At 35.0% G+C, this 23,702-nt stretch carries 15 protein-coding genes and 1 riboswitch; of the genes, 2 read left to right on the plus strand and 13 right to left on the minus strand.

What is annotated here, in order from left to right:
* Positions 1–28 precede the first annotated feature (28 nt).
* Positions 29–328, minus strand: coding sequence for a hypothetical protein (locus ACYFX0_RS08675; protein ID WP_098130001.1), 300 nt, complete (start codon positions 326–328; stop codon positions 29–31).
* Positions 329–433: 105 nt separating this feature from the next.
* Complete coding sequence (locus tag ACYFX0_RS08680) at positions 434–2,800, minus strand: DUF6359 domain-containing protein (protein WP_460270262.1); 2,367 nt, start codon at positions 2,798–2,800, stop codon at positions 434–436.
* A gap of 241 nt (positions 2,801–3,041) precedes the next feature.
* On the opposite strand from ACYFX0_RS08680, the gene ACYFX0_RS08685 reads away from it, so the two are divergent.
* Positions 3,042–4,394: a DUF4026 domain-containing protein gene (locus tag ACYFX0_RS08685; RefSeq protein WP_000453731.1), complete on the plus strand. Its 1,353-nt coding sequence runs from the start codon at positions 3,042–3,044 to the stop codon at positions 4,392–4,394.
* A gap of 56 nt (positions 4,395–4,450) precedes the next feature.
* Here ACYFX0_RS08685 and hemY read toward each other — a convergent pair whose 3' ends face one another.
* From hemY to ACYFX0_RS08705, 4 genes are all read right to left on the minus strand, one after another.
* Positions 4,451–5,872, minus strand: a complete 1,422-nt coding sequence (hemY, locus tag ACYFX0_RS08690) for a protoporphyrinogen oxidase (protein WP_001228108.1) — start codon at positions 5,870–5,872, stop codon at positions 4,451–4,453.
* Between the two features lie 19 nt (positions 5,873–5,891).
* Positions 5,892–6,827: a ferrochelatase gene (gene hemH / locus ACYFX0_RS08695; protein ID WP_000726782.1), complete on the minus strand. Its 936-nt coding sequence runs from the start codon at positions 6,825–6,827 to the stop codon at positions 5,892–5,894.
* Positions 6,828–6,841: 14 nt separating this feature from the next.
* The gene (gene hemE / locus ACYFX0_RS08700) at positions 6,842–7,888 is read right to left on the minus strand and encodes a uroporphyrinogen decarboxylase (RefSeq protein WP_000252608.1); all 1,047 of its coding nucleotides are present in this window, start codon (positions 7,886–7,888) and stop codon (positions 6,842–6,844) included.
* A 177-nt stretch (positions 7,889–8,065) separates the two neighbouring features.
* Complete coding sequence (locus tag ACYFX0_RS08705) at positions 8,066–10,183, minus strand: transglycosylase domain-containing protein (RefSeq protein ID WP_000756277.1); 2,118 nt, start codon at positions 10,181–10,183, stop codon at positions 8,066–8,068.
* 127 nt (positions 10,184–10,310) lie between these two features.
* Here ACYFX0_RS08705 and hmoB point away from each other — a divergent pair, with 127 nt between their 5' ends.
* A complete protein-coding gene (hmoB, locus tag ACYFX0_RS08710; protein ID WP_000644095.1) occupies positions 10,311–10,814 on the plus strand; it encodes a heme-degrading monooxygenase HmoB in 504 nt (167 codons plus the stop codon).
* A gap of 170 nt (positions 10,815–10,984) precedes the next feature.
* On the opposite strand, the gene ACYFX0_RS08715 is transcribed toward hmoB, so the two are convergent.
* The 7 genes from ACYFX0_RS08715 to ACYFX0_RS08745 form a co-directional block, all read right to left on the minus strand.
* On the minus strand, positions 10,985–12,400 hold the full coding sequence (locus ACYFX0_RS08715; RefSeq protein WP_106081492.1) for a PH domain-containing protein: 1,416 nt from the start codon (positions 12,398–12,400) through the stop codon (positions 10,985–10,987).
* Positions 12,393–12,869 (minus strand): PH domain-containing protein, encoded by a 477-nt coding sequence (locus tag ACYFX0_RS08720; protein WP_001182726.1) that lies wholly within the window; start codon positions 12,867–12,869, stop codon positions 12,393–12,395. Before ACYFX0_RS08720 ends, ACYFX0_RS08715 begins: the two co-directional genes overlap by 8 nt.
* Before the next feature lie 228 nt (positions 12,870–13,097).
* Entirely contained in the window at positions 13,098–14,039 is a 942-nt protein-coding gene (locus tag ACYFX0_RS08725) for a DMT family transporter (RefSeq protein ID WP_000939629.1), read from the minus strand.
* Between the two features lie 89 nt (positions 14,040–14,128).
* Complete coding sequence (locus ACYFX0_RS08730; protein ID WP_001208943.1) at positions 14,129–14,875, minus strand: SDR family NAD(P)-dependent oxidoreductase; 747 nt, start codon at positions 14,873–14,875, stop codon at positions 14,129–14,131.
* Positions 14,872–15,609, minus strand: coding sequence for a 2OG-Fe dioxygenase family protein (locus tag ACYFX0_RS08735; RefSeq protein ID WP_000144818.1), 738 nt, complete (start codon positions 15,607–15,609; stop codon positions 14,872–14,874). Before ACYFX0_RS08735 ends, ACYFX0_RS08730 begins: the two co-directional genes overlap by 4 nt.
* A gap of 478 nt (positions 15,610–16,087) precedes the next feature.
* Positions 16,088–22,579: a SpaA isopeptide-forming pilin-related protein gene (locus ACYFX0_RS08740; protein WP_460270266.1), complete on the minus strand. Its 6,492-nt coding sequence runs from the start codon at positions 22,577–22,579 to the stop codon at positions 16,088–16,090.
* Positions 22,580–22,639: 60 nt separating this feature from the next.
* Positions 22,640–22,732, minus strand: a riboswitch (cyclic di-GMP riboswitch).
* A gap of 172 nt (positions 22,733–22,904) precedes the next feature.
* Entirely contained in the window at positions 22,905–23,441 is a 537-nt protein-coding gene (locus ACYFX0_RS08745) for a TetR/AcrR family transcriptional regulator (RefSeq protein ID WP_000028014.1), read from the minus strand.
* Positions 23,442–23,702 lie beyond the last annotated feature (261 nt).

Below are 23,702 nucleotides of genomic sequence, written 5' to 3' on the forward strand. Positions count from 1 at the left end.
TTATCATTACTCATATAGTCATCCCCCTTTACGGCGTACCTGCCAATCCCCATAAAATAACGACCGCCGCAAAATAAATCGCTTTAATACCTACAACTGAACATAATAAAATAATTGCATATGTACTTAATGCTCTTCTTGCACCTATTAAAGTAAAAATGACTGCCAAACTAAACGTTACATAGGACGATGCTGTATGTATTAAGTTATATGTAATATCCAAATTTTGAGTAAGTCCTGTTACCTCCGCTACAAATTGGAGCATGACGATTGTACTAAACAAAATCGCAAGCTGATTCATTAATTTTCCATTTAACCACGCTTGCATCTTTAACCTCCTTATTATAAAAAAGCTGAATTTTCAATTAATTTTAACATGATTTTTACAGAAAAAGAACGCTCAGTATATCTCTAAGCGTTCTTTCATGACTATTTAAGAAGCTTTCTTCAAATCAATTTGAGCAAGTACTGGGTCGTGGTCACTTACACGTCCATGTTCTTTCATTATGTTTGAGTTTAAGTGCACTGGATCTACAATTGTGTGCGGTGCGATGTTGTTTGTTACTAAAATATGATCTAACACTTGTGCATTTCCTTCGTGAATGTACGTGTAACGATTCTCTTTCGGCACTGTGTTTAACATATTCTTTAAGTTTGTTCCTTCTAGTGCTTTTAGTGGTTTAGCAAACTCAAAATCGTTCATATCTCCTAACACAACAACTGGTGCATTTGTGTTCTTTTTCTGAATTCCTTGTACAAATTGATTTACTTCTTGTGCTAACTGAATTCGTTTGTCTTCACTTTTTAATACGAGCGGTTGCACTTTTCCAAATGGCGTTGCATCCCCTATTTTTGAGTTTAAGTGATTTGCAACGACAACAACGTTTTGTCCTTGGAACGTAAATTCTGCCGCTAACGGTTTACGTGTACTTTCAAATAATGAACTTTCGTCTCCAATGCGAACCACATTTTTATCAAGTAACTTCGGTACTGCTGCTAATTTCACGCGTGATGGGTTGTAGAAGAAACCGACGCGAATATTCGCTCCTGGTGCTCCTCCGTCTAGATTATTGTTTGGAGCAATTTCTACATACTCATACTTCGGTCCACGAATTTCTAGAACTGCATCAATGATACGTTTTGCGCTCAATGACGCATCTGTTGTACCGTCATTAATTGATCCGTTATTATCTTGCATTTCCTCTACACCGATAATATCTGGCATTTTTAAATTGTATTTAATAGAATACGCTAACGCTTTTACCTTTTCATCTGTTGTTTCTTTTTTATTCGCCGAGAAGTTTTCAATGTTATATGTAGCAACTGTTAACTTATCAAGACGAGGCTGAATATTTGCCCCTACTTGCTTAAATCCACCATCCACTACAGCTGGCAATTCTGTTATTGGCGAAATACGGAAAGAACCGTAATCATATCCTACTACCCCTGTTATATCTCCAGTGAAAGTATCTCCTACTTTTGCTACATAATCGCGAGGCACTTTTACAGAAAGACGCTCTGGGTTTAATTGATTTTCATCTAATAGAGGTGTGCCATATTGTGTTACTATTTTATCTCCACCATTTTTTACTGTTACATATAAATTTCCGTTTTTCTGAGGTGCAATAATTTTTGGTGTTGGCATCGTAACACGCATACCTTCTATACTTTCATAGAAGTCGATTGCATCTTCATTTGGATCAAATAAACCAAATGCATCATTATCAATAATCTGATCCGGGATTTTCACACCGTTTTCCCCAAGTACAATCGGTGCTGGTAAAGATTGATCTTTTGCGATTACAACAACGCGACTCGCCTTAATTTCTGTCGTCGTTAAGTCTGTTTCAAATCGCTCTGCATATCCTGGTCCAACATATTCTTCTACTACTCCATCAACTTGAATAAGATCTCCTACTGCTACATTCGCATCTTTTTTGTATACGTACATACCTTCTGAAGTAGCTGGATCATTATCTAGCTGATTGTCTTCTATATAAAAGCCGTTTTTATCAAGCGCTGTGACAACGCCTTCCACATTGTATACTTTCTTCCCGTTGTAAGGAGACATATGTGATTTTCCTTGAATGTCATGAATACGAACCTGTTCATTATTTACGATAATAAACGAAAACGTCGAAATTGCTGAAGAAGTAAGCCCTTCTTTTTCTGCGATTGCTTTCACTACACTATTTTCATTCACTACAATTTGTCCATTATAACGAACGCTTTTATTAGTAGGATTAGAGCCATCTAACGTATAGTAGATTGTTGCCCCTTCTGTATTCGTCGTTAATGTTACCGCTGTTCCTTTAGCAACTTCTCCACCGTTCGGTGAAGCTACTACATCGCTAACACGGTTTTGGCCTTCACCTTGAAACTTATAAGCTGTTACTGATTTTAAACCTGGGTTACTAAAATATAATTCAAAAGTCCCAGTCAAACTAACTTTCTTCCCGATATTTTCAGGATGATCTTTTACATTCACTGCCGTTCTCACATCACCTTTTGGCAACTGAACAGGCATGATTTTGTCTGGATTCGTTTCGTTTGGCGAATCTGCAATTGCTACGTTTGTATCATCAAACTTAGCTGGATCCTTCGTATATTTAGAAGAACTTTGCGTATATCCAACAATGTACCCTTCCACTATCCCCTTCGTTTTCCCTTGCTGCTTAAATACTTGAATTGCTTTTTCTACTGACATAGAAGCAGTTTCTTCTGCTTGCGCTAAAGTTCCAGTAAATGAAAGCAATAGCAAGAATGATAAAAAGACACTTAACAATTTCTTCACAGCCATTTTCCTCTCCATATTTCATATTTTCTCAGCATTTCTATCATAACAAATGATTCGTTATATAGAACTATTTTTCGACAAATTTTACAAAAGATTTATTTAATTTACAAGCTTTCAACCTATAATACAAAATAATAATTTTACACCTTCTACAAATGCACTCTATAATGTTAGAGAGAGAAAACAGAAAATATCGACATTTGATTGGCATGTAAAATGGATTCATTTGAATAGGAGTGATTGGATGGAAGTGCAAACAGAAACATACCGCGCAGCTATGAATGGAACATTAGAACGTCATTTTTCAGATATGATTGCTGTTATACCAACTAGAATTACAATTGAGCAGTTAAAACAGCGGCTAGAGACTATCGCTACTAAAGTTGATGAGTTAAAAATTGTTTATAGTGATGAGACAAGCCTTATTGTTGAGTTACATATGGATGAAGCAATCATACCGTATGAACTGCATATTGATGAGGCGAATGACCCAGAAGAATACAAAATGTACAATAGACAAGATTCTACAATCGTAGATCGTAATTTTGAAGATGCGGCTTTCGGCACTGAAATTTTCACTCGTACGCTATTTGTAGGCGATGTACTGGACTGCTTTTTCCAGCAGTTACAGTTTTTATGGAATCTCGCCCCAGATTTGTTATTTGTAATCGATTCAAGTGCAGCAATGAAAGTGATATCTAGAAGCTATATTGAATATCACGTTGAAAATGAATTATTACCTGACATTCCTGACTTGTACGTTATTCATTCTGTTTATGAAGACGATAAAGATGATGAGCCTACGCAATATTGGTTTCATACACATGGTCTTTTAAGAGCAGGCGTAACTGAAATAGAGTTAATTATTCCAAATCGCATTTCTTCCTACTACGGCATTAGCGATCTCTTTCAAACATTTGCTAATAATGCGGTTGAAAATGGACAAGTCCCTATGAATGAGCCTATCGTTATCGCGCATAGTCAACAAGGTTCTATACATACAGTCGCTATTCCGTGGGAAAAAGGATTATCTTATATAGGGCATAAAACGAGTATGGACCAATTATCTTCAATCGAGGATGAAGAAGTGAAACTACAACCAATAGATGCACAAAATACTTTCTTAGGCGGAATGGATGCCCGAGATGAATACCATCAATCTCCATCCGTTCTCTTATTCAAATTTAATACTTCAGAAGAATATATTGAAAGTTTTTTCAAAGAACACGAGGAAGCTACAGGGCTCATGTTCTATAAAACAAATAGTGAAACCAATCGTATGGCTTACAATGCCAAAAATACTTTCGGGTATTTCAGCAACATTTTTCACATTGAACAATCAAATGAAGATTTTCGTTTCCTTGCTAAGTTTGGTGTCTCCTACGAAGAAGGAAAAAGTGAACATATGTGGTTTGAAATGCAAAACATTACGGAAGATTTCATTCAAGGAATACTCATTAATGAACCATATTTTATAGAAGATATGAGTGAAGGAAATAGTTATCATTTAGATTTTGATAACTTAACAGAGTGGGTTATTTATGCAGGAGATGCCGTTATAAAGCCAAATAACTTATATATGTTTATTGGCGAATAAATATTTTATATAACAAACGAAACGCCTTCAATATGATTGAAGGCGTTTCTTATAGTTTATTGTGCGATTAATTCAGCATCTATTACTTTCTCCAAATGGGATAATACACGCTTTGCAGCTTCCTCACCTTGATTAATACAATCTGGAAGTCCAGCACCAGCATAGGAGCTACCTGCCAAGTATATACCAGGCAACTCTTTCTGCATAAATGTTGTGAGCTTTTTCATTCGCTCATTATGGCCTACTGTATATTGAGGCATCGCTTCTTTCCAGCGGCTTACGATTGTAAATTCTGGATCCTCTGTAATATCCATCGTTTTTCTTAAATCTTCTAGTACGAGCTGAACGAGTTCTTCTTCAGTTTGTTCTACAACCGCTTCATCACCAGCACGTCCAACGTAACAGCGAAGGAGTGTTTTTCCTTCTGGCGTTGTATGTGGCCATTTTTTATGCGTCCACGTACATGCTGTAATCGTGTAATCGCTATTTCGTGATACGACAAATCCTGTACCATTAATATCGCGCCGGATTGCTGACTTTTGGAAAGCAAGTGCCACATTCGCAACGGATGTGGCCGGAATATTACGGAAGAAACGAAACTGCTTGTACTGAGCAAACATGGACGGCAATACTTTATGCGAAGTTGCCACTACGATGGCGTCCGCTTCTATTTCTTTTCCATTACTAAGAGTAATTGTATAACCATCACCCTGTTTTGCAACTTTTTCAATGCGAGTTCCCTTTATTATCGTACCTTCATGCATCTTTGCTTCGAGAGATTCTACGATAGATTCTAAACCTGTTTTCACTGTTTGGAAGATTCCTTTTTTCGGTTTAGCTTTCTCTTCTTTCGGAGCGAGCGTACGCATGCCGAGTGAAATACTGCGATGTTTCTGCTCAATCTGATACATTTGCGGGAATGTTGACATTAAGCTCATTTCATCAATATCCCCTGCATAAATACCCGATAGTAACGGTTCTATTAAGTTTTCAACCACTTCGTTTCCAAGACGATGTCTGAAAAATTGTCCGAGTGATTGGTCAGATACTGGCTTTGACCTCGGCATTAATAGATCAAAACCAGCTCTTAGTTTACCAATTGGGGAGAACAGCCGGGAAAATAGAAACGGCGTAATTTGCGTTGGAATTCCCATCATTGATCCATTCGGCATTTTATGTAACCGATTGTTTACGAGGATAAATGATTGACCGGCTTGATTATTTACAAGTTCATCGCCAAGACCTAATTCTTTCACTAATCTAGCTGCACTTTCTTTTCGTGCTAAGAAAGAATCCGGTCCGCGTTCAATTGTAAATCCATCTTTTCGAACGGTTTGAATTTTTCCGCCAAGTTTACCCGATGCTTCTATAAGTAATGTATCAATCGGCAAGTTTTTTTCATGAATATTTTTTTGTAAGTTATACATTGCTGTTAATCCCGTTATGCCTCCGCCGACGATCACAACTTTTTTCCTCAAGCAGGCTCCCCCTTTCTTCTTACAGTACAGATTCTTTTTTCTTTAATACAACATCTGTTAAACAATCAATAAATGCGTCCGATGCATTTGGCATTTCTGGACGATAATATTTCGCGCCAATTTCATCCGTTACAACTTTACACTCAAAGTCGTTGTCATATAAAACTTCTAAATGTTCAGCAACAAATCCAACTGGTGCATATACGAATGAAGTATAACCGTGCCTTTCATTTAGTTCTCTCGTTAAATCTTGTACATCTGGACCAATCCAAGGATCTGGTGTGTTTCCTGCACTTTGCCAGCCTACCGCATAGTTTGCTACTTCAGCTCCGCGCGCGATATAATCAGCTGTTTCATTTAATTGATCTGGATATGGATCGCCCATTGCAATAATTTTCTCTGGTAAGCTATGTGCAGATACGATTAATACTGCTTTTTCACGCTCTGCATCTGACATACCGTTATATATACCTTTCACTGCATCAACCCAGTACTGGATGAATTTCGGCTCTTTATACCAGCTATCGATGCCGTGAATTGTTAAGTTCCCAAGTTTCTCAGCTTCTTCTTGTGCTCGTCCAACGTATGATTTCACGCTAAACGTAGAATAGTGAGGTGCAAGAACAAGTGCGATTGCATCTTGTATTCCGTCGTTATGCATATCTTTCACCGCATCTTCAATAAACGGTTCAATATGTTTTAAACCAAGATACATATGGTACTCTACTTCATCTTGCACTTCATTTAAACGCTTCTCTAACTTCTTAGCTTGCTCTAATGTAATAGTAGCTAAAGGAGAAATACCACCAATTGCACGGTAACGCTCTGTTAAATCTTCCAGCATTTCAGGACTTGGCTTTCTTCCTCTGCGAATATGTGTATAGTAACGTTCAATATCTTCTTCTTTATATGGCGTTCCATATGCCATTACAAGCAAACCAATTTTCTTTTTCATACAGCAATTCTCCTTTACTTCGCTAACTGCCCTTTAGAGTATTCATGAATAAATGTAGTTAAACGTTTTAATGTATCTGGATTTACTTCTGGGAATACACCGTGTCCTAAGTTAAAGATATAACCAGGCTCTTTCATCCCTTGATCTAAAATACCTTTTACATGTTCTTCAATAACAGACCATGGCGCAAGTAAGAATGAAGGGTCCATATTTCCTTGTACCGCCTTATGAACGCCGCGTGCACGTGCTTCTTCAATTGGTAAACGCCAGTCTAAGCCGACTACATCAAGCGGTAAATCGTGCCACTCATTCACTAAGTGTGCAGCTCCTACGCCGTGCATAATCATCGGTACACCCATAGGGCGAACTTCTGCAAAAATACGCTCCATTGCTGGTTTAATAAATACGCGGTAATCTGCTACATTTACTGTTCCAACCCAAGAATCGAAAATTTGAACTGCTTTTGCTCCTGCGTTAATTTGCGCTTTTAAATATGTAATAACCATATCTGCTAGCTTATCCATTAAAGCGAACCAAGCTTTCGGCTCTGCATACATGAACGCTTTCGTATTATGGTAGTTACGAGATGGACCGCCTTCAATCATATAGCTCGCTAATGTAAATGGAGCCCCTGAAAAACCGATTAACGGTACGTCTAACATTTCTGTCGTTAATAAACGAATTGTATCTAATATGTACGGTACGTCATCTTCCGGATTAATTTCCCCTAGTTTTTCTACGTCTTGTAAAGAACGGATTGGGTTATCAATAACTGGCCCAATACCTGATTTAATTTCTACATCCACACCAATTGCAGGTAGTGGTGACATAATATCTTTATAAAGAATTGCTGCGTCTACGTTATATTGATCAACCGGCAATTTTGTAACGTAAGCACATAACTCTGGATTGTGTGTAATTTCAAATAAAGAATACTTTTCTTTAATCTTTCTATATTCCGGCTGTGAACGACCTGCTTGACGCATATACCATGCTGGTACATAATCGGTACGTTCCCCCCTACATGCTTTTAAAAATGTCTCATTTATAGTTCTTACCAAGACCCTTGCTCCCTTCCTTACCAATGCTTCGAATACGTTCGATATTTATCTTTTTTTACTATACAGCTTGTAAAAACAAAATGCATAATATTATGTACGTTGTTCATTAAATTGACACAAACATTCGTAAAAACGCTTACTATTTTCACAACATTCTTATTATAACACAGAGAAAAACTATGGTTTAGCTACTTTTGACTTTTCTCCTTCGCGATTCGTTTGTGTATTGTATGGTACAACGTAAAAGCTCGGTTTTGAAAATATGTTAACGAACTTTTCCTCATATTCTCCAGCACCATTTACAGTGCTAACATGCGTATGAATTCCGTTCTCCACTCTATAGATTCGGTACATAATTCTGTTATCTGGAAGTGGCGTCCAACTTAATTTTGCTTTAAATAAACCGAAAGGGCTAAATGATAGTTTCATTTTTACATCTTCAATTCTACGCAGTCGAATCGGAGCACCGATTGTTTCCACACCTTCAGGCTTCATAAACTTCTCTTTATGTTCTACATTAGCCTTCGTTAAAATTTTCTTAAACAATTTTGTCGCAGATGCACTTTCTCCTTGCAACTGATGTTCCTTATCCGTACGGTCATAACCAATCCAAACAGCGCCTACTAAGTTCGGTGTATAGCCGACGAACCACATATCTCTTGCTCCCTTATCGTCATTTGGCAATGAAGTTGTACCCGTTTTTCCAGCTAACGCACCGTTATATACACCTGCTCTCGCTGTCCCTTCCTTCACAACTCCTTCTAACATTTTCGTCATATACCATGCCGTCTGTTTCGAAAAAATTTTCGTCTCTACTTTCGGTGATTCCCCAATGACTGCACCGTGTCTATTTAATACTTTATCAATAACGTGCGGCTCAATAATATTGCCATTCGCTAAAAATGAACGATACATTTTTACAAGATCAAATGTTGAAACACCATTTTTCAATCCGCCAAGTGCTGTACTTAAACCAGCATCTGCAATATGAACATTTCCTTTTTCTAAATATTGTTTTCCTTCTTCTACCCCTAACTCATTTAATAGAGAAACTGCTGGTACGTTTGCCGACTCTAAAATCGCATCATACATCGTCATTTCTTTTGAATACTCATGATTATAATTTCGAGGTTCATACCCTTCAAAAGAATTTCTTTCATTCGTTAATAAAGAATACGGATTATACTTTTTCGTTTCTAGTGCTGGTGCATAAACGATAAGTGGTTTTAAAACAGATCCGGGCTGCCTTTTGGCAAAAACACGATTAAATCCTCTCGGGACGTACTTTCTTCCCCCAATCGCCGCTTTAATCCCTCCCGTACGATTATCCATTAATAAAAATGCACCTTGAGCCCCCTCTTCTTTCCCAGGAAAATTCCTTGCATCTTGAAACTGGTTATACGCTACCTTTTGAATTTTTTCATCCATAGGTACGACAAACGTATATCCTCCGCGAAGTACTTCTTGATGAGACAACCCGTATAAACGAGCGGCTTCATCTATGACCATATCAATATACGGCATATATGCAAGCTCATTTTCATCTAAGTTTTTATATAGAGCAATTATCTTCCCTTGATAACGAACGCTTTCTTCTGCAGTCAAATAGCCTTGTTTATGCATAAGTGACAACACGAGATCGCGGCGTTCCTTACTCTTCTCTGCAGAGTAGTACGGTGAATATCCGTTTGGTGACTTCGGAAGACCTGCAAGCATTGCCCCTTCCTCTACTGTTAAATCCTCAACATTTTTATTAAAATACAGCTTTGCTGCTGCTTGAATACCGTAAGCCCCATGACCAAAATAAATATGATTCATATACATTTCAAGAATTTGTTGCTTCGTATATTTTTGCTCTAATTGAAGAGAAATTGCGACTTCCTTCAATTTGCGCGTAAATGTTTTTTCACGAGTTAAAAAGACATTTTTAGCGAGTTGCTGCGTAATGGTACTACCGCCCTCTAGCTTTTCTCCAGCTAACGTATCTTTATAAAGAGCACGGAATATAGACGGATAATCAATTCCTTGATGCTCATAAAAACGAGAATCTTCCACCGCAACAAACGCCTGCTGCACATACTTCGGAATTTGCTCGATCGGTACGAGCTCCCTATTTTCTACGTATAATTTCGTAATTTCTTTCCCTTTCTGGTCAACGATACGTGATGAAGAGTGGAAAACGAGCTGCTTTTCATCCATCATATAGCCACCAGCTAACACGATAAGTTTATAGAGTACAATCGCTACTATAAACGTTGCGACGCCACCTAATAAAGTCCACTTTACTTTCTTCATACATCGGCCTTCTTTCCAAATGATGGTACATTTATTATTTGAAAAAGAAGTATCTTTATGTATATAATCTTCGAAGTTTTTTAAGAGAGTTGATATAATAGAAACAAACTATTAAGGGGGCATTAAAATGAAGGCTATTATTTCATACGAAACACCTCTAGAACAATCACATTTCACTGCAAAAAATGATGAGAAAAATATGTTTTATAAAGAAAATACAGAAGAATCTGTAGAAGGCTCACTTCAGTATGACGTACTAGATGCTGTCGGTGAATTTAAAGGACAACCTGGCTATATCGTTTGTAACAATATTTCTGTAACAGACGAAGGTCGCCCAGTATTTGAAAACCGTTTTAAAAACCGTGCAGGCCTTATTGAAAACGAACCAGGATTCCAAGCGATCCGTGTTCTACGCCCATTAAGTAACGATACATATGTCATCTTAACGATGTGGGAAACGGAGCAAAACTTTAAAGACTGGACAGAATCACGTTCATTCGAAAACGCTCATAAAAAACGTCCTGCACAAGCAGAAGGACAAGCACAGGCACAGGCGCATCCACATGCCGAACAGCAAAAGAGTATTTTCTCTCGTCCGTCGTTCGTGACTACTTTTGATGTGTTAGTTTAATTAAAAAGTGATAAAACACTGACAGTACGTGAAATTATATTAACGGTTTTTCGAATATATCTATCATACCTTTGAATATATCAACGATTTTTTCAATTTATCTATCACATCTTGAAATATATCAACGATTCGACTAAAGATATCGATTTAATGACAAAAAGGAAACACCATTACACACCGGTGTTTCCTTTTTCTTTGTACCAATTATATATACGAAGCGAATCTTTTTTTCTCATATGCTTTACTTCATAACCGCGCCCGGCTACCGCTACAAGAGTTGTACATAATTCATCTTTTCTTTGAAAATACGATTGATTATAACCTACTGCTTGAACATGTCTTCTTCGCATTATTCCTGTATATTTCGAAAAATTACGATATACAACCGTTAGTTGATTTTCTCTTAATTCATAACCACCACTTTTATATCTAGCATACGCAAGTAACAAAAACACGATAAATAACGGTAAAATAACAAACAACGCAATATATTGTTTTAAATATATACTCACGCTGGCAATTAGAACTGTGAGTATGATACTTATTAACCAGCCCATAATGAAATAACGACGCAACGCTGTTTTTGGTAAGTGAACGATCTCCGCTTCGATTTCATAAGGTAACTCTAAATATGTGAGCAGGTGCTGTACATCTTTTTTCTTCATAAATGGATGCAACATTACTTCGTTACTTGCTGCTCCAATACTTTGAATTGCTTCCACTTCAACAGCACAATAGCCAAACGGCTGGCGAAGCATACCTTCTTTTACAGTAATCGCTTGAATGCGGTGCAATTTTAAGACAAACTCTTTCTTTTCAAATAATCCTTGAACGATACGAATCTCTTCCCCTTTTCGCCCAATTTTAAAGTTTGCATATTTCAACACATATCCAGCCGTGGAAATAATCCATGAAATTGCCATTAAAATTAATGCAATTACAATTAGTTTATAAACACCGTTTCCCATCACATACGCTTCTACTTTACTTGTGAATCCTTCAGGAAGAACAAAATCAAACTTTGTGTAAAGAAGTACTAGTCCAGAGAACACTAGTCCGAACCGACCAGATGTAATCGCTGCGGCTAAAACCTCTTTCGCTGTTAACTGATAAACCGTCTTGCTTTCTTCCTCTTCTATTTCTTCTTTTACAGTAGTTTCTTTCTTATGTAATACAGAGATTAAATGTTTTGCCTCGTCTTCTTTAATACCAGCCAACATCACTTCTGGTTCATTACCACCACCGGCTACTTCTATATTTAACTTCATGAGTCCGAGCATTTGATAAATGAAGTTAGAAGACGTACTAATATTTTGTACACGCTCTTTATTTAAATAGCTTTCCTTCTTTACAAAAACACCGTGCTTTACATGTAACATATTATTCTCAATCCAGTACACTTTAAAATACCATTTAATTGCTGAAAAAATAGCCATGATGAATAAAACAACCAGAAGGAAAAGATAAAATAAATACCAAGGTTCCACTTGTTCATCAGGTTTAAATAAAACAAGAATAATAAGTGGCAACAAACTCGCAACCCTAATACCTAACAATATCGTGATCGGATGTTGCCTCTTATACATCCTCATCACTCACCTTCGCAAGTTCTCCAATTTGTCTTTTCAGCTGTTCTGCTTCTTCTTTCGTTAAACCTGGGATACTATGAGAAGTTGCGGCTGTTGAAATGTGTAATTCTGCTAAATTATACTTTCTCATAATCGGCCCTTGCTCAATCGTTACGTGCTGCACACGGATCATCGGAATAAGTACGCGTTCTACAACAAACATTCCCTTTTGAATCTCAATCTCTTCTTCATTTAATCTGTAACTATAATAGCGCTGACGTAAATTTGGAAACACAAAATAATCAAGTGGAATAAATGTAATGGCTCCTGTTACTAATAGTCCAAACAACCACCCCCACCAGTTAAAGTTAATCATGAAAAAGAAATATGCAATTACGACTGTTAGTATAACTGCCGCCCCAATTAAAGCGTGCATCCTCCACACTTTCAGCATATTAGAATGAATCTCCCTTTCTAACGGCTGCATCTCATCACTCCAATTCTATGAATTTATTACTTATATATTATCAAAAAACAAGGTTTTATATACATTTTTGTAAATTTATAGTCAAATAAAATAGTTGAATCAAAAGCATATTAAAGAAAAACATACCCAGTTTTGAAAATTATATATTATAAATATGAATTATATTGAACTAAAATAAACCTTACATGATTCATGCAAGGTTTATCGTTTTATACACAATATATTTCATCATTGTTGAGATATACTAGCATCGCTTTCAATTCGATTTTCTTTTTGACTCAGTTTTTTATCTTTAGATTTTTTTAATGTTAAAGTCATGCCAATAAAAATAAAAAGAATTCCTGTTATTTGCATTAAAGTTGGACGGAATCCAGTAAGTACAGTATCTAATAATATTGCCACTGCCGGATCTAAAAAAACTAATATTGAGATTGTTTTTGTAGATAAATGGCGTAAACTATCAAAAAACAGATAATACACTATCCCAGTGTGAATAAAACCAGTAGCTATAATATATGTCCAATTACTTTGAGTGAGGCCACTAAAAGCATCTAAATCTATAAATGGTATTAAAAGAAATATCCCCAAGAATGTTTGTAAAAATGTCATTGCATACGCACTCATTTTGTTAATCCCTTTACCAAATAAAGTTGTAAATGCATAAAAGAGAGCTGCAAGAAATCCCCATATCATACCTGAAGACATTAATGAGCCTACAGAGAAGCTTCCATCGATACCAGCAATTAATAAAGCTCCCACAAAACACACAATTATTGAAATGATAGATATTAATGTTAATTTTTCTTTAAAGACGATACTTCCAATTAACAGTACAATTACTGGTGCAAGATGATAAACTGAGATAGCAATTGTAACTGACATATTTTCAAAGGCTTTAAATAAGAAAACCCAATTAAATACTAAGAAAAAGCCACATATTAAAACTTGAATAACTTCTTTTCGTTCCCATTTATCTTGTTTATATTGCCCTGTAAGCAACCAGCATACACTTAAAAATATTGTCGCAAAAATACACCTTACAAACACTAATTCAAACGAAGGCAAGTTTGTTTGAACAGAAAAAAATCCAACTGATCCAAAGATAACCATTGATGCTATCATCTTTAAGGCCGGTACCGTTTTCTCTTGCTTAAAACTTTTTTGAAGCAAATTAATCCCCCTCCAATAAAAAAATCTGTTTATAGTGAGAAAAACACCAGCCTAAAAAAGGACAGGTGCTTTTCCTCAAAAACACTCAACTACAAGTTTTTCCCAGCAGTCCAACCACCATCAATTACAAAATTAGAACCAGTAATAAAGCGGGCCTGATCAGAAATCAAGTACTCAATACATGAAACAATATCCTGGGGCAACCCCCAAGTATCTAAAGATTGATTACTTTTTATCATAGACATCAAGGCTTTATTACTAAAGTATTCTTCTGTAAGTTCAGTTCTAATAACACCAGGAGAAATGCTATTTACTCTTATATTTTGCTTCCCAAATTCCATAGCCATCTGTTTAGTCAATCCGATTAAGGCATGCTTTGATGCCACATAAGCAGCTCGCTCTGGTTCAGCCATTAATCCAGAAACCGATGCTATATTCACAATACAACCTTTTATTTTCGATTCACACCATCGCTTCGCTACTTCCCTAGAAAGTATAAATGGGGCTACTAAATTTACATCAATTACTTTTTTAAACATATCATCGGATAAATTTAAAACAGGTGTTATCTCTCGAATACCAGCAGCATTTATTAATATATCAGGAGAAAGCTTTTCTAAATCTAATTGAGTAAAAAGATTATGAATCGCTTCACTATTACTTAAATCAATTTGCACTACTTTCAAAGGCATATCTGTTTTCATATAATCTATTAAGTTATTATTATTAATATCAAGAGCTATTACATGAAAGGATTTTTCTAAAAAGTATTTTATACAAGCATGACCTATACCACTATTGGCTCCAGAAATCATAATTATTTTATTCTCTCTCATTTTGTCTCCTTATAAGAAAATGTTACTAATAAAATATCACGAAAAGCTTCAGTACTACATTCTGTTCCAAGTGGCGTTACGGCATGGAAAACCTTTTGTCCAAATACTAAAGTTTCTAAAGGCTCCTTCAAACTTATAAACTGATTAATTTCCCTTGGAGAATTAGCTATTAAATTATCTCCGCCAATAGCTGTATTACTTAAATTCATAAGGTGTAAAAACACTACTGGTTCATCATCTTTATGTAACCAAATAGGTGAACTAAAAGATGGTCTTTCTTTAGTAGCTTTATATCTTACTTGATGTAAACCTATAATTAAATCTTTACTTGTATCTATTATATTTGTTTTAAATGCAAATTCAGTATCGAAACGCACGATATTTTGAATTAAAGGATTATATAAAAAACTATCATTTATGCTATGGAACTGTCTAACTTTACCGCCATCATCATAGTTATATTCTTTAGATTGGAAGTAATCATTACTATTATCTAAAATATAATCTGGTGAATCAACATACTTTATATACCTTGAATAAGATCTAGCACGGCATTCACCGTACGCATCATCTTCCAAATTATAATAATCTAACTGTGCTTGTGTTAATAAACGATGATTCTCTTCCTCTTGTAAAAAGATTTCATTTGAGATTTCAAGGAATCCCTTAGATTCAAATTCATGTACCTTTTCTTCTATGCTAAAGCCACTCATTTTACTAAGAACAAACGTCATTATAAAAACCTCCACACTATTGTATTTTTCTTTCTCACCCTATGTTAGAAATGCAATAAGTAACCGAGATTCTTGCTTAATAAAATTAAAAATTATGATATTCAATTAATACACCAAATGAAATATATGTAATCCATTAAAACTATTTCTTAAGCAATATTATATATCCTTTTGGTTATTTTTTCTAATTATCTGAAGATTTTTCAACATTAGTCTTAATATTCAAAATTAAAGAAATGTATTTTTCAGAAAGAGAAAACTGCGAGTATTGCAATTATTTATGTATATAACTTTTTTTAAAATTATATTTTAAATATAACTAGTTTTTTATAATTTTTTTGATATAATTACATACGGGAAACGGGAAGAATTTTGTCTTCCCAAGTGTTTTTATTTGCATCTAGTTCTTTTGCTAGATGCCTTTTTTTATGTTAAAAAAGGTATCCTCAAATACTTTGAGGATACCTTTTCACTTTTATTATCTCTGCTGTTTTCTACCTAATACGAGTAATCCAAAACTCATCATTACAAGAAGTGCTCCCATATATGGTTCCACAGGCATTTTCTGCCCTGTCTTTGGTAATTCTTTTTCCGGTTTTTCTGAATTCGGTGTTCCAGGTTTCTCTGGATTCGGTGTTCCAGGTTTTTCTGGATTCGGTGTTCCAGGTTTCTCTGGATCTGGTGTTCCAGGTTTTTCTGGATTTGGTGTTCCAGGTTTCTCTGGATCTGGTGTTCCAGGTTTCTCTGGATCTGGTGTTCCAGGCTTTTCTGGATCTGGTGTTTCTGGAACTGGTGGTGCTAAATGATTCAATTTGTTTAATACTTCTAATTGAACTGCATTTATCATTCCATTTGTAATTTCAAATGGAATTGGATTAGTTAATTTTTCATATCCTTTTGGTGCTTCTACTTCTACTAGTGTGTAGTTACCTACAGATAGATCTGCGATTTTTGCCTTTCCATCTTTATCTGTTGTTACTTTCACTACTACTTTGCCCGCTTCATCATGAACTTCAAACACAGCTCCTGATAAGACTTCCTTGCTTTCAGCAGCCATTTTTGTAATCTCCACTGAACCTTTGTCTAACTGTTCATTCTCTACTTTCAATGATAAGACTTTCGTCATACCTTTTTTAATTTCGAATGATACTGGTTCCGTTAACTTCTTATAACCTGGTAAGCTCTTCGTCTCTACTAATTTGTATTTTCCTACTGATAGATCTGAAACGTTTGCTTTTCCTTCTTTATCTGTCGTTATTTCAGTTACTATTTTGCCTTGCTCATCTTGTACTTCGAAGACTACGCCTTCTAATGCTTTTTGGCTATCTTTATCTACTTTTGTTACTTCTACATTTCCCTTGTCTAACATTTCATTTTCTACTGTTAAAGCAAGAGATTTTGTCATACCTTTTTCAATTTGGAAAGTAATCGGATCTACTAATTGTTTATATCCTTTTGGTGCTTTTACTTCTACTAACTTGTATGTGCCAACTGATAAATTAGTGACTTGTGCTTGTCCTTTTTTATCTGTCGTTATTTTAGCGACTACTTGTCCTGCTGCATCTTGAATCTCAAAGACTGCATCAGCTAAAGCATCTTTATTTTCTTTATCTACTTTTGTAATTTCTACATTTCCTACATCCACTAATTCATTTTCTACAGTCAATTGTAATGCTGTAACTCTACCTTTTTCAATTTCGAATGAAACTGGCTTTTCTAGTGGTTTGTATCCTACCGGTGTTTCTACTTCTACTAACTCATACTTTCCAATAGATAAATCTGAAACTGTTGCTGTTCCTTCTTTATCTGTCGTTACTTTCGCAACTACTTTTCCTTTTGAGTCACGTACTTCAAATACAACATTTTCTAATGGTGCTTTACTGTCTTTATCTATTTTTGTGATTTCTACATTCCCCGTATCTACCATTTCATTTTCTACAGTGAACGTTAAAGATTTTGTCATACCTTTTGTAATTTCAAATGGTACAGGCTTTTCTAATTTTTTGTAGCCTGGTAAACTATCTACTTCTACTAGCTTGTACTTTCCTACTGATAAATCTGAAACTGTTGCTTTTCCAGCTTTATCTGTCGTTACTTTCGTTACTACCTTGCCTTTGTCGTCTTGAACTTCAAAGACTACCCCTGCTAACGGTGCCTTATTATCTTTATCTATTTTTGTAATTTCTACATTTCCCGTATCTACCATTTCATTTTCTATTTTTAATGATAGAACTTCTGTCATTCCTTTTTTGATTTCAAACGATACTGGTTCTGTTAATTGTTTGTAACCTGGTAAGCTTTCTTTCTCTACTAATTTGTACTTTCCTACAGATAAGTCTGAGATTTTTGCTTTACCATTTTTATCTGTTTTTACTTCCGTTACTACTTTGCCTTTTTCATCTTGCACTTCGAAGACTACATCTTCTAATACTTTTTTACTATCTTTATCTACTTTTGTAATTTCTACTGAACCTTTATCTACTAGTTCATTCTCTACTTTTAATGATAAGACTTCTGTCATACCCTTTTTAATTTCGAATGATACTGGCTCTGTTAGCTTTTTGTAGCCTGGTAAGCTTTCTACTTCTACTAGTTTGTAATTTCCTACAGATAGATCTGAAATTTTCGCTTTTCCTTCTTTATCTGTTGTTACTTTCGTTACTACTTTGCCTTTTTCATCTTGCACTTCGAATGTTACGCCTTCTAATAACGCGCCACTTTCTTTGTCCACTTTTGTAATTTCTACTGAGCCTTTATCTAACTGTTCATTCTCTACTTTTAATGATAAGACTTCTATCATACCTTTTTTGATTTCGAATGATACTGGCTTCGCTAGTTTTTTATATCCTGGTAAGCTTTCTACCTCTACTAGCTTATATTTTCCTACTGATAAATCTGAAATTGTTGCTTTTCCATCTTTATCTGTTTTTACTTTCGTTACTACTTTGCCTTTTTCATCTTGCACTTCGAATGTTACGCCTTCTAATAACGCGCCACTTTCTTTGTCTACTTTTGTAATCTCTACTGAACCTTTATCTAACAGTTCGTTCTCTACTTTCAATGATAAAACTTTCGTCATACCTTTTTTGATTTCGAATAATACTGGTTCTGTTAATTTTTTGTAACCTGGTAAGCTTTCTTTTTCTACTAATTTATACTTTCCTACTGATAAATCTGAAATTGTTGCTTTTCCTTCTTTATCTGTCGTTACTTCTGTTACTACTTTGCCTTTGTCGTCTTGAACTTCGAAGACTACGCCTTCTAATAATTTTTGACTATCTTTATCTACTTTTGTAATTTCTACATTTCCCTTGTCTAACATTTCGTTTTCTACTGTTAAAGCAAGAGATTTTGTCATGCCTTTTTCAATTTGGAAAATAATCGAATCTACTAATTGTTTATATCCTTTTGGTGCTTTTACTTCTACTAACTTGTATGTGCCGACTGATAAATTAGTAACTTGTGCTTGTCCTTTTTTATCTGTCGTTATTTTAGCGACTACTTGTCCTGCTTCATCTTGAATTTCAAAGACTGCATCAGCTAAAACATCTTTATTTTCTTTATCTACTTTTGTAATTTCTACATTTCCTGTATCTACTAATTCATTTTCTACTGTTAGCTTTAATGCTGTTACTCTACCCTTTTCAATGTCGAATGAAATTGGCTTTTCTAGTGGTTTGTATCCTGCCGGTGTTTCTACTTCCACCAACTCATACTTCCCAATAGGTAAATCTGAAACATTTGCTTTTCCTTCTTTATCCGTCGTTACTTTCGTAACTACTTTTCCTTTTGAATCACGTACTTCAAATACAACATTTTCTAATGGAGCTTTACTATCTTTATCTATTTTTGTTATCTCTACATTCCCTGTATCCACCATTTCATTTTCTACTTTTAATGATAGAACCTCGGTCATGCCTTTTTTGATTTCAAATGATACTGGTTTTTCTAGCTTTTTATAACCAGGTAAACTTTCTACCTCTACTAATTCATACTTTCCTACAGGTAAATCTGAAACATTTGCTTTTCCATCTTTATCTGTCGTTACTTTTGTAACTTCATTACCCTTTTCATCTTGGACGATGAATGTTACTCCCGCTAACGGTGCTTTATTATCTTTATCTATCTTTGTTATCTCTACATTTCCCGTATCTACCATTTCATTTTCTATTTTTAATGATAGAACTTCAGTCATGCCTTTTTTGATTTCAAATAATACTGGATCTGTTAGTTTCTTATAGCCTGGTAAACTTTCTTTCTCTACTAATTTGTACTTTCCTACTGATAGATCTGAGATTTTTGCTTTACCATCTTTATCTGTTTTTACTTCCTTTACTACTGTTCCAGCTTCATCTTGCACTTCAAAGACTACGCCTTTTAATGCTTTTTTGTTGTCTTTATCTACTTTTGTAATTTCTACTGAACCTTTATCTAACTGTTCATTTTCTACTTTCAACGATAGGACTGTTGTCATACCTTTTGTAATTTCGAATGATACTGGTTCTGTTAGCTTTTTGTAGCCAGGTAAACTTTTCGTCTCTACTAATTTGTACTTTCCTACTGATAAATCTGAGATTTTTGCTTTACCATCTTTATCTGTTTTTACTTCTGTTACTACTTTTCCTTGCTCATCTTGCACTTCGAAGACTACGCCTTCTAATACTTTTTGACTATCTTTATCTATTTTTGTAATTTCTACTGAGCCTTTGTCTAACTGCTCATTTTCTACTTTTATTGATAAAGCTTTTGTCATACCTTTTGTAATTTCAAATAGTACTGGTTCTGCTAGATTTTTGTAACCTGGTAAGCTTTTCGTCTCTACTAATTTGTACTTTCCTACTGATAGATCTGAAACGTTTGCTTTTCCATCTTTATCTGTTACTACTTTTCTTACTACGCCATCTTTCTCATCTTGGACTTCAAATTCGACACCGGCTAATACTGCCCCGTTTTCTTTGTCCACTTTTGTAATTTCTATATTCCCTTTGTCTACCATTGCATTTTCCACTTGTATTGGGAATATGCCGTCCCCTGTTACATTTACTTCGAACTCTGTTTCTTTTAATTGGTAGCCTTCAGGTGCTTTTGTTTCTTTTAAAATATATTTTCCTGGTGCTAACGGTTTAGAGATTGCCTTACCATCTTTATCTGTAACAATATGTTCGACTACTACACCGTCTTTTACTATATCAAACTCTGCATTTTCCAATGGTTTTTCACCATTTTCCGAATCAATTTTCTTTACTTCAATTTGACCCTTTTGCATAGTATTTTTAATTTCAATTGTTTTTGTTTCTCCAGCTTGAAGTGTAACCTCTACTGGGCTTGTTAATTTTTGATATCCTTCTGGTGCTACTGTTTCATAAATTTTATACGTCCCAGGAGCTAAAGTTTGAGGTACTGAAAAACCTTTTTCGTCCGTTTTTAGTTTTGCAACAACTTCATTTGCACTATTTCGAACTTCAAATTCGGCACCTTTTAACCCTTTATTCGGATTCTCAGAATCTGTTTTATGAATCAATACTGTACCATCTTTTGGAGCTTCAGGCGGCGTAATAGTTACTTCTTTTGATGTTAATGTTTTATCATCAAAATGCAATTCCGCTTTATTAGGAATCTTCTTATCTACGTAAGAAGATAAGTCTGCATTATTTTTTATTTTCGCCTTGATACTGAGATTGATTATCTGGTCTTCATATGACTTATAGTCAAAACTCTCACCAAAAGTAAATGTTACTTCACTTCTTTGTTTATCTATATTTAACGTTCCTTTAGAAGTAATATCTTGGCCATTTTGATCATACACTTTTGCCTCTAATACTTCTAAAACATCTTCTAAATCATCACTAATTACCATAGATGTGTATTTAGGAGGATCGTTCGGTATATGTGTACCAACTTGGTATTGAATAACTTGATCCATTTGTGTTAACTGCTCATTCTCTACAAGCTTGCCATTCTCATCAACTATATTTTTTTCAATGCTAGGTGGATTATTGTCACCTGAACCGGATCCTCCTCCACCACTTACAAATACTTGTCCTACTTTTTCTTCAGTTTTAATATTTTTACCTTCTAATTTCACAGTATTTTTATGAGGCTTTGCAGCAGGATTTGTAACCTTTGTTTTATATCTTAAAATATAACCTTTTGAACTGTCTGGAAACTCAATTGTAAATCCAGTCTTCGTTGCATTTATTTTAATGTTAGATAAATCTGCTGGCTTAATATTTGTTGGTGCATAACCATCTTCAAATACAGCCTCTTCTAATACTACGCTGTCTGTAATTAACTCATGCCCAGGTCCTAATGTATCTGTTAATTTAAGATCTTGCATTTCTGTTCCAGTTGCATTTACGTATACAAGCCAATCAGCAATTGAAGGATCTTCTTGATTATAAGAACCCCATTTCAATAAATTTTCCGTATTGGGCTGTGGCTTCGGTCTCTCTGTCGTATTATTTACACTTACTTCTTTATTGACGATTTGACCATCAACGTTAAATTCTAATGGAATTTCTTTAACACCATCATATGCTTCTAGACCAAAGTAGAATTCTACGAATAAAGAGCCTTTAATGTTATTCTTTCCTTCTACGTAATCACCCATAGTACACGTTAATAGACCCTTTTTCATCTCACATGTACCAACTGTTTTTCCTTCAGCATCTTTTAAAGGAAAACTCATATTCATAAGGTCTTTTCGAAACTCTTTTGGCATATCAATTGTGAATTGATCTCCACTTTTTATTTTTTCTTTAGCTGACCACTTCACTTCTACTTTCATACCATCTGAGGCTTGATACGGTTCAGATGTCGTGCCATCAGTACGGGAAATATTAATTTCGTCCACTGGACTTTTCATCACAGCAGCTTGAATAACTGGAGCCCACACATTCAGCACTGAAAATAATACTAGAAAAACTAATGAAACCATTGAAATATGCCTTTTAGTACTTTTCATTTGCATAGTTCCCTCCTATTTTTTTATATTTATATAACAAAAAAAGACCGTCCGGTTGCATCAAAAATGTGCAACCAGACGATCTTAGTAACCAATATGTATTACCGTAGACTCTAAGCTTTGCGGCCTATCCTTTCGAATAGTGTGCTAAAAATATCTTTTATTCTTTTTTTGTTTCATTTTCCTCTTAAACCAAATATTACTATACCGTCTGGACGGTTATAATTCAATACTCTATAAAATTGTTCTATTTTTCTAATAAAAAAAACAATTCACCACTACATTAAATAAGTAATGGTGAATTGTTTTCGCATTATATAGTTCGTATATTCTATTTATACGAATTATCAATAAGAGCTTGAATCACTTTTTCTCTTAACTCGGGGCTTAGTCTGCCAACCCCTAAATATTCCGAATACCATAATCCATCTGCTGCTAATCTAATAATTGTTGCACAAACTGAATCTATCTCATCGTTTTCTATATTCTTTTGCAGTTGCTGAAATGATTGTTGTAATGGCTCAAGTAATTCAGGTTTTAACATGAATGCTGCCATCATACTACTAGACAACTCTTCTGTTCTTCTCTCATTACTTAATCTTTCCTCTACAAAAGAGCGAACCCATCTCCCTTTCCTCTCTGAGTCTTCCGCTACTTTATTGTAAATAGCGCCCTCATAATCCTCTATCCCTCTGACTATCATACCTTCTATTAAAGCTTCTTTATTTGCAAAGTGATACAATAATCCACCTTTACTTACACCCGCCTCTTTTGCCACTGCTTCTAAGGTTAATTTAGCAACCCCTTTACATTGCACAATTTGAGAAGCGGCCGCCAAAATCTTTTGCCGCGTTATGCTGATACTCATTCCTTTTTAAAACCCCATTTCTACTAAATTTATATAAATACGAATCTTATTTTTAATATTGTTGATTACTACTAAGTATTTTCTTTATACAACAAAAGCTTCATTACCTTTGAATTTTTAGTTACTTATTCTATTAAAAATTTCCATATCATTCAATATGATAACATTAAATACACAAAGTCGACTATACATCTATACTTTTGTATTCATTCCTAATATATCCATCAATAAAATTTACCGATGTAGTCCTCCTTATTACTT

It is taken from the genome of Bacillus sp. NEAU-Y102 (assembly GCF_054788175.1).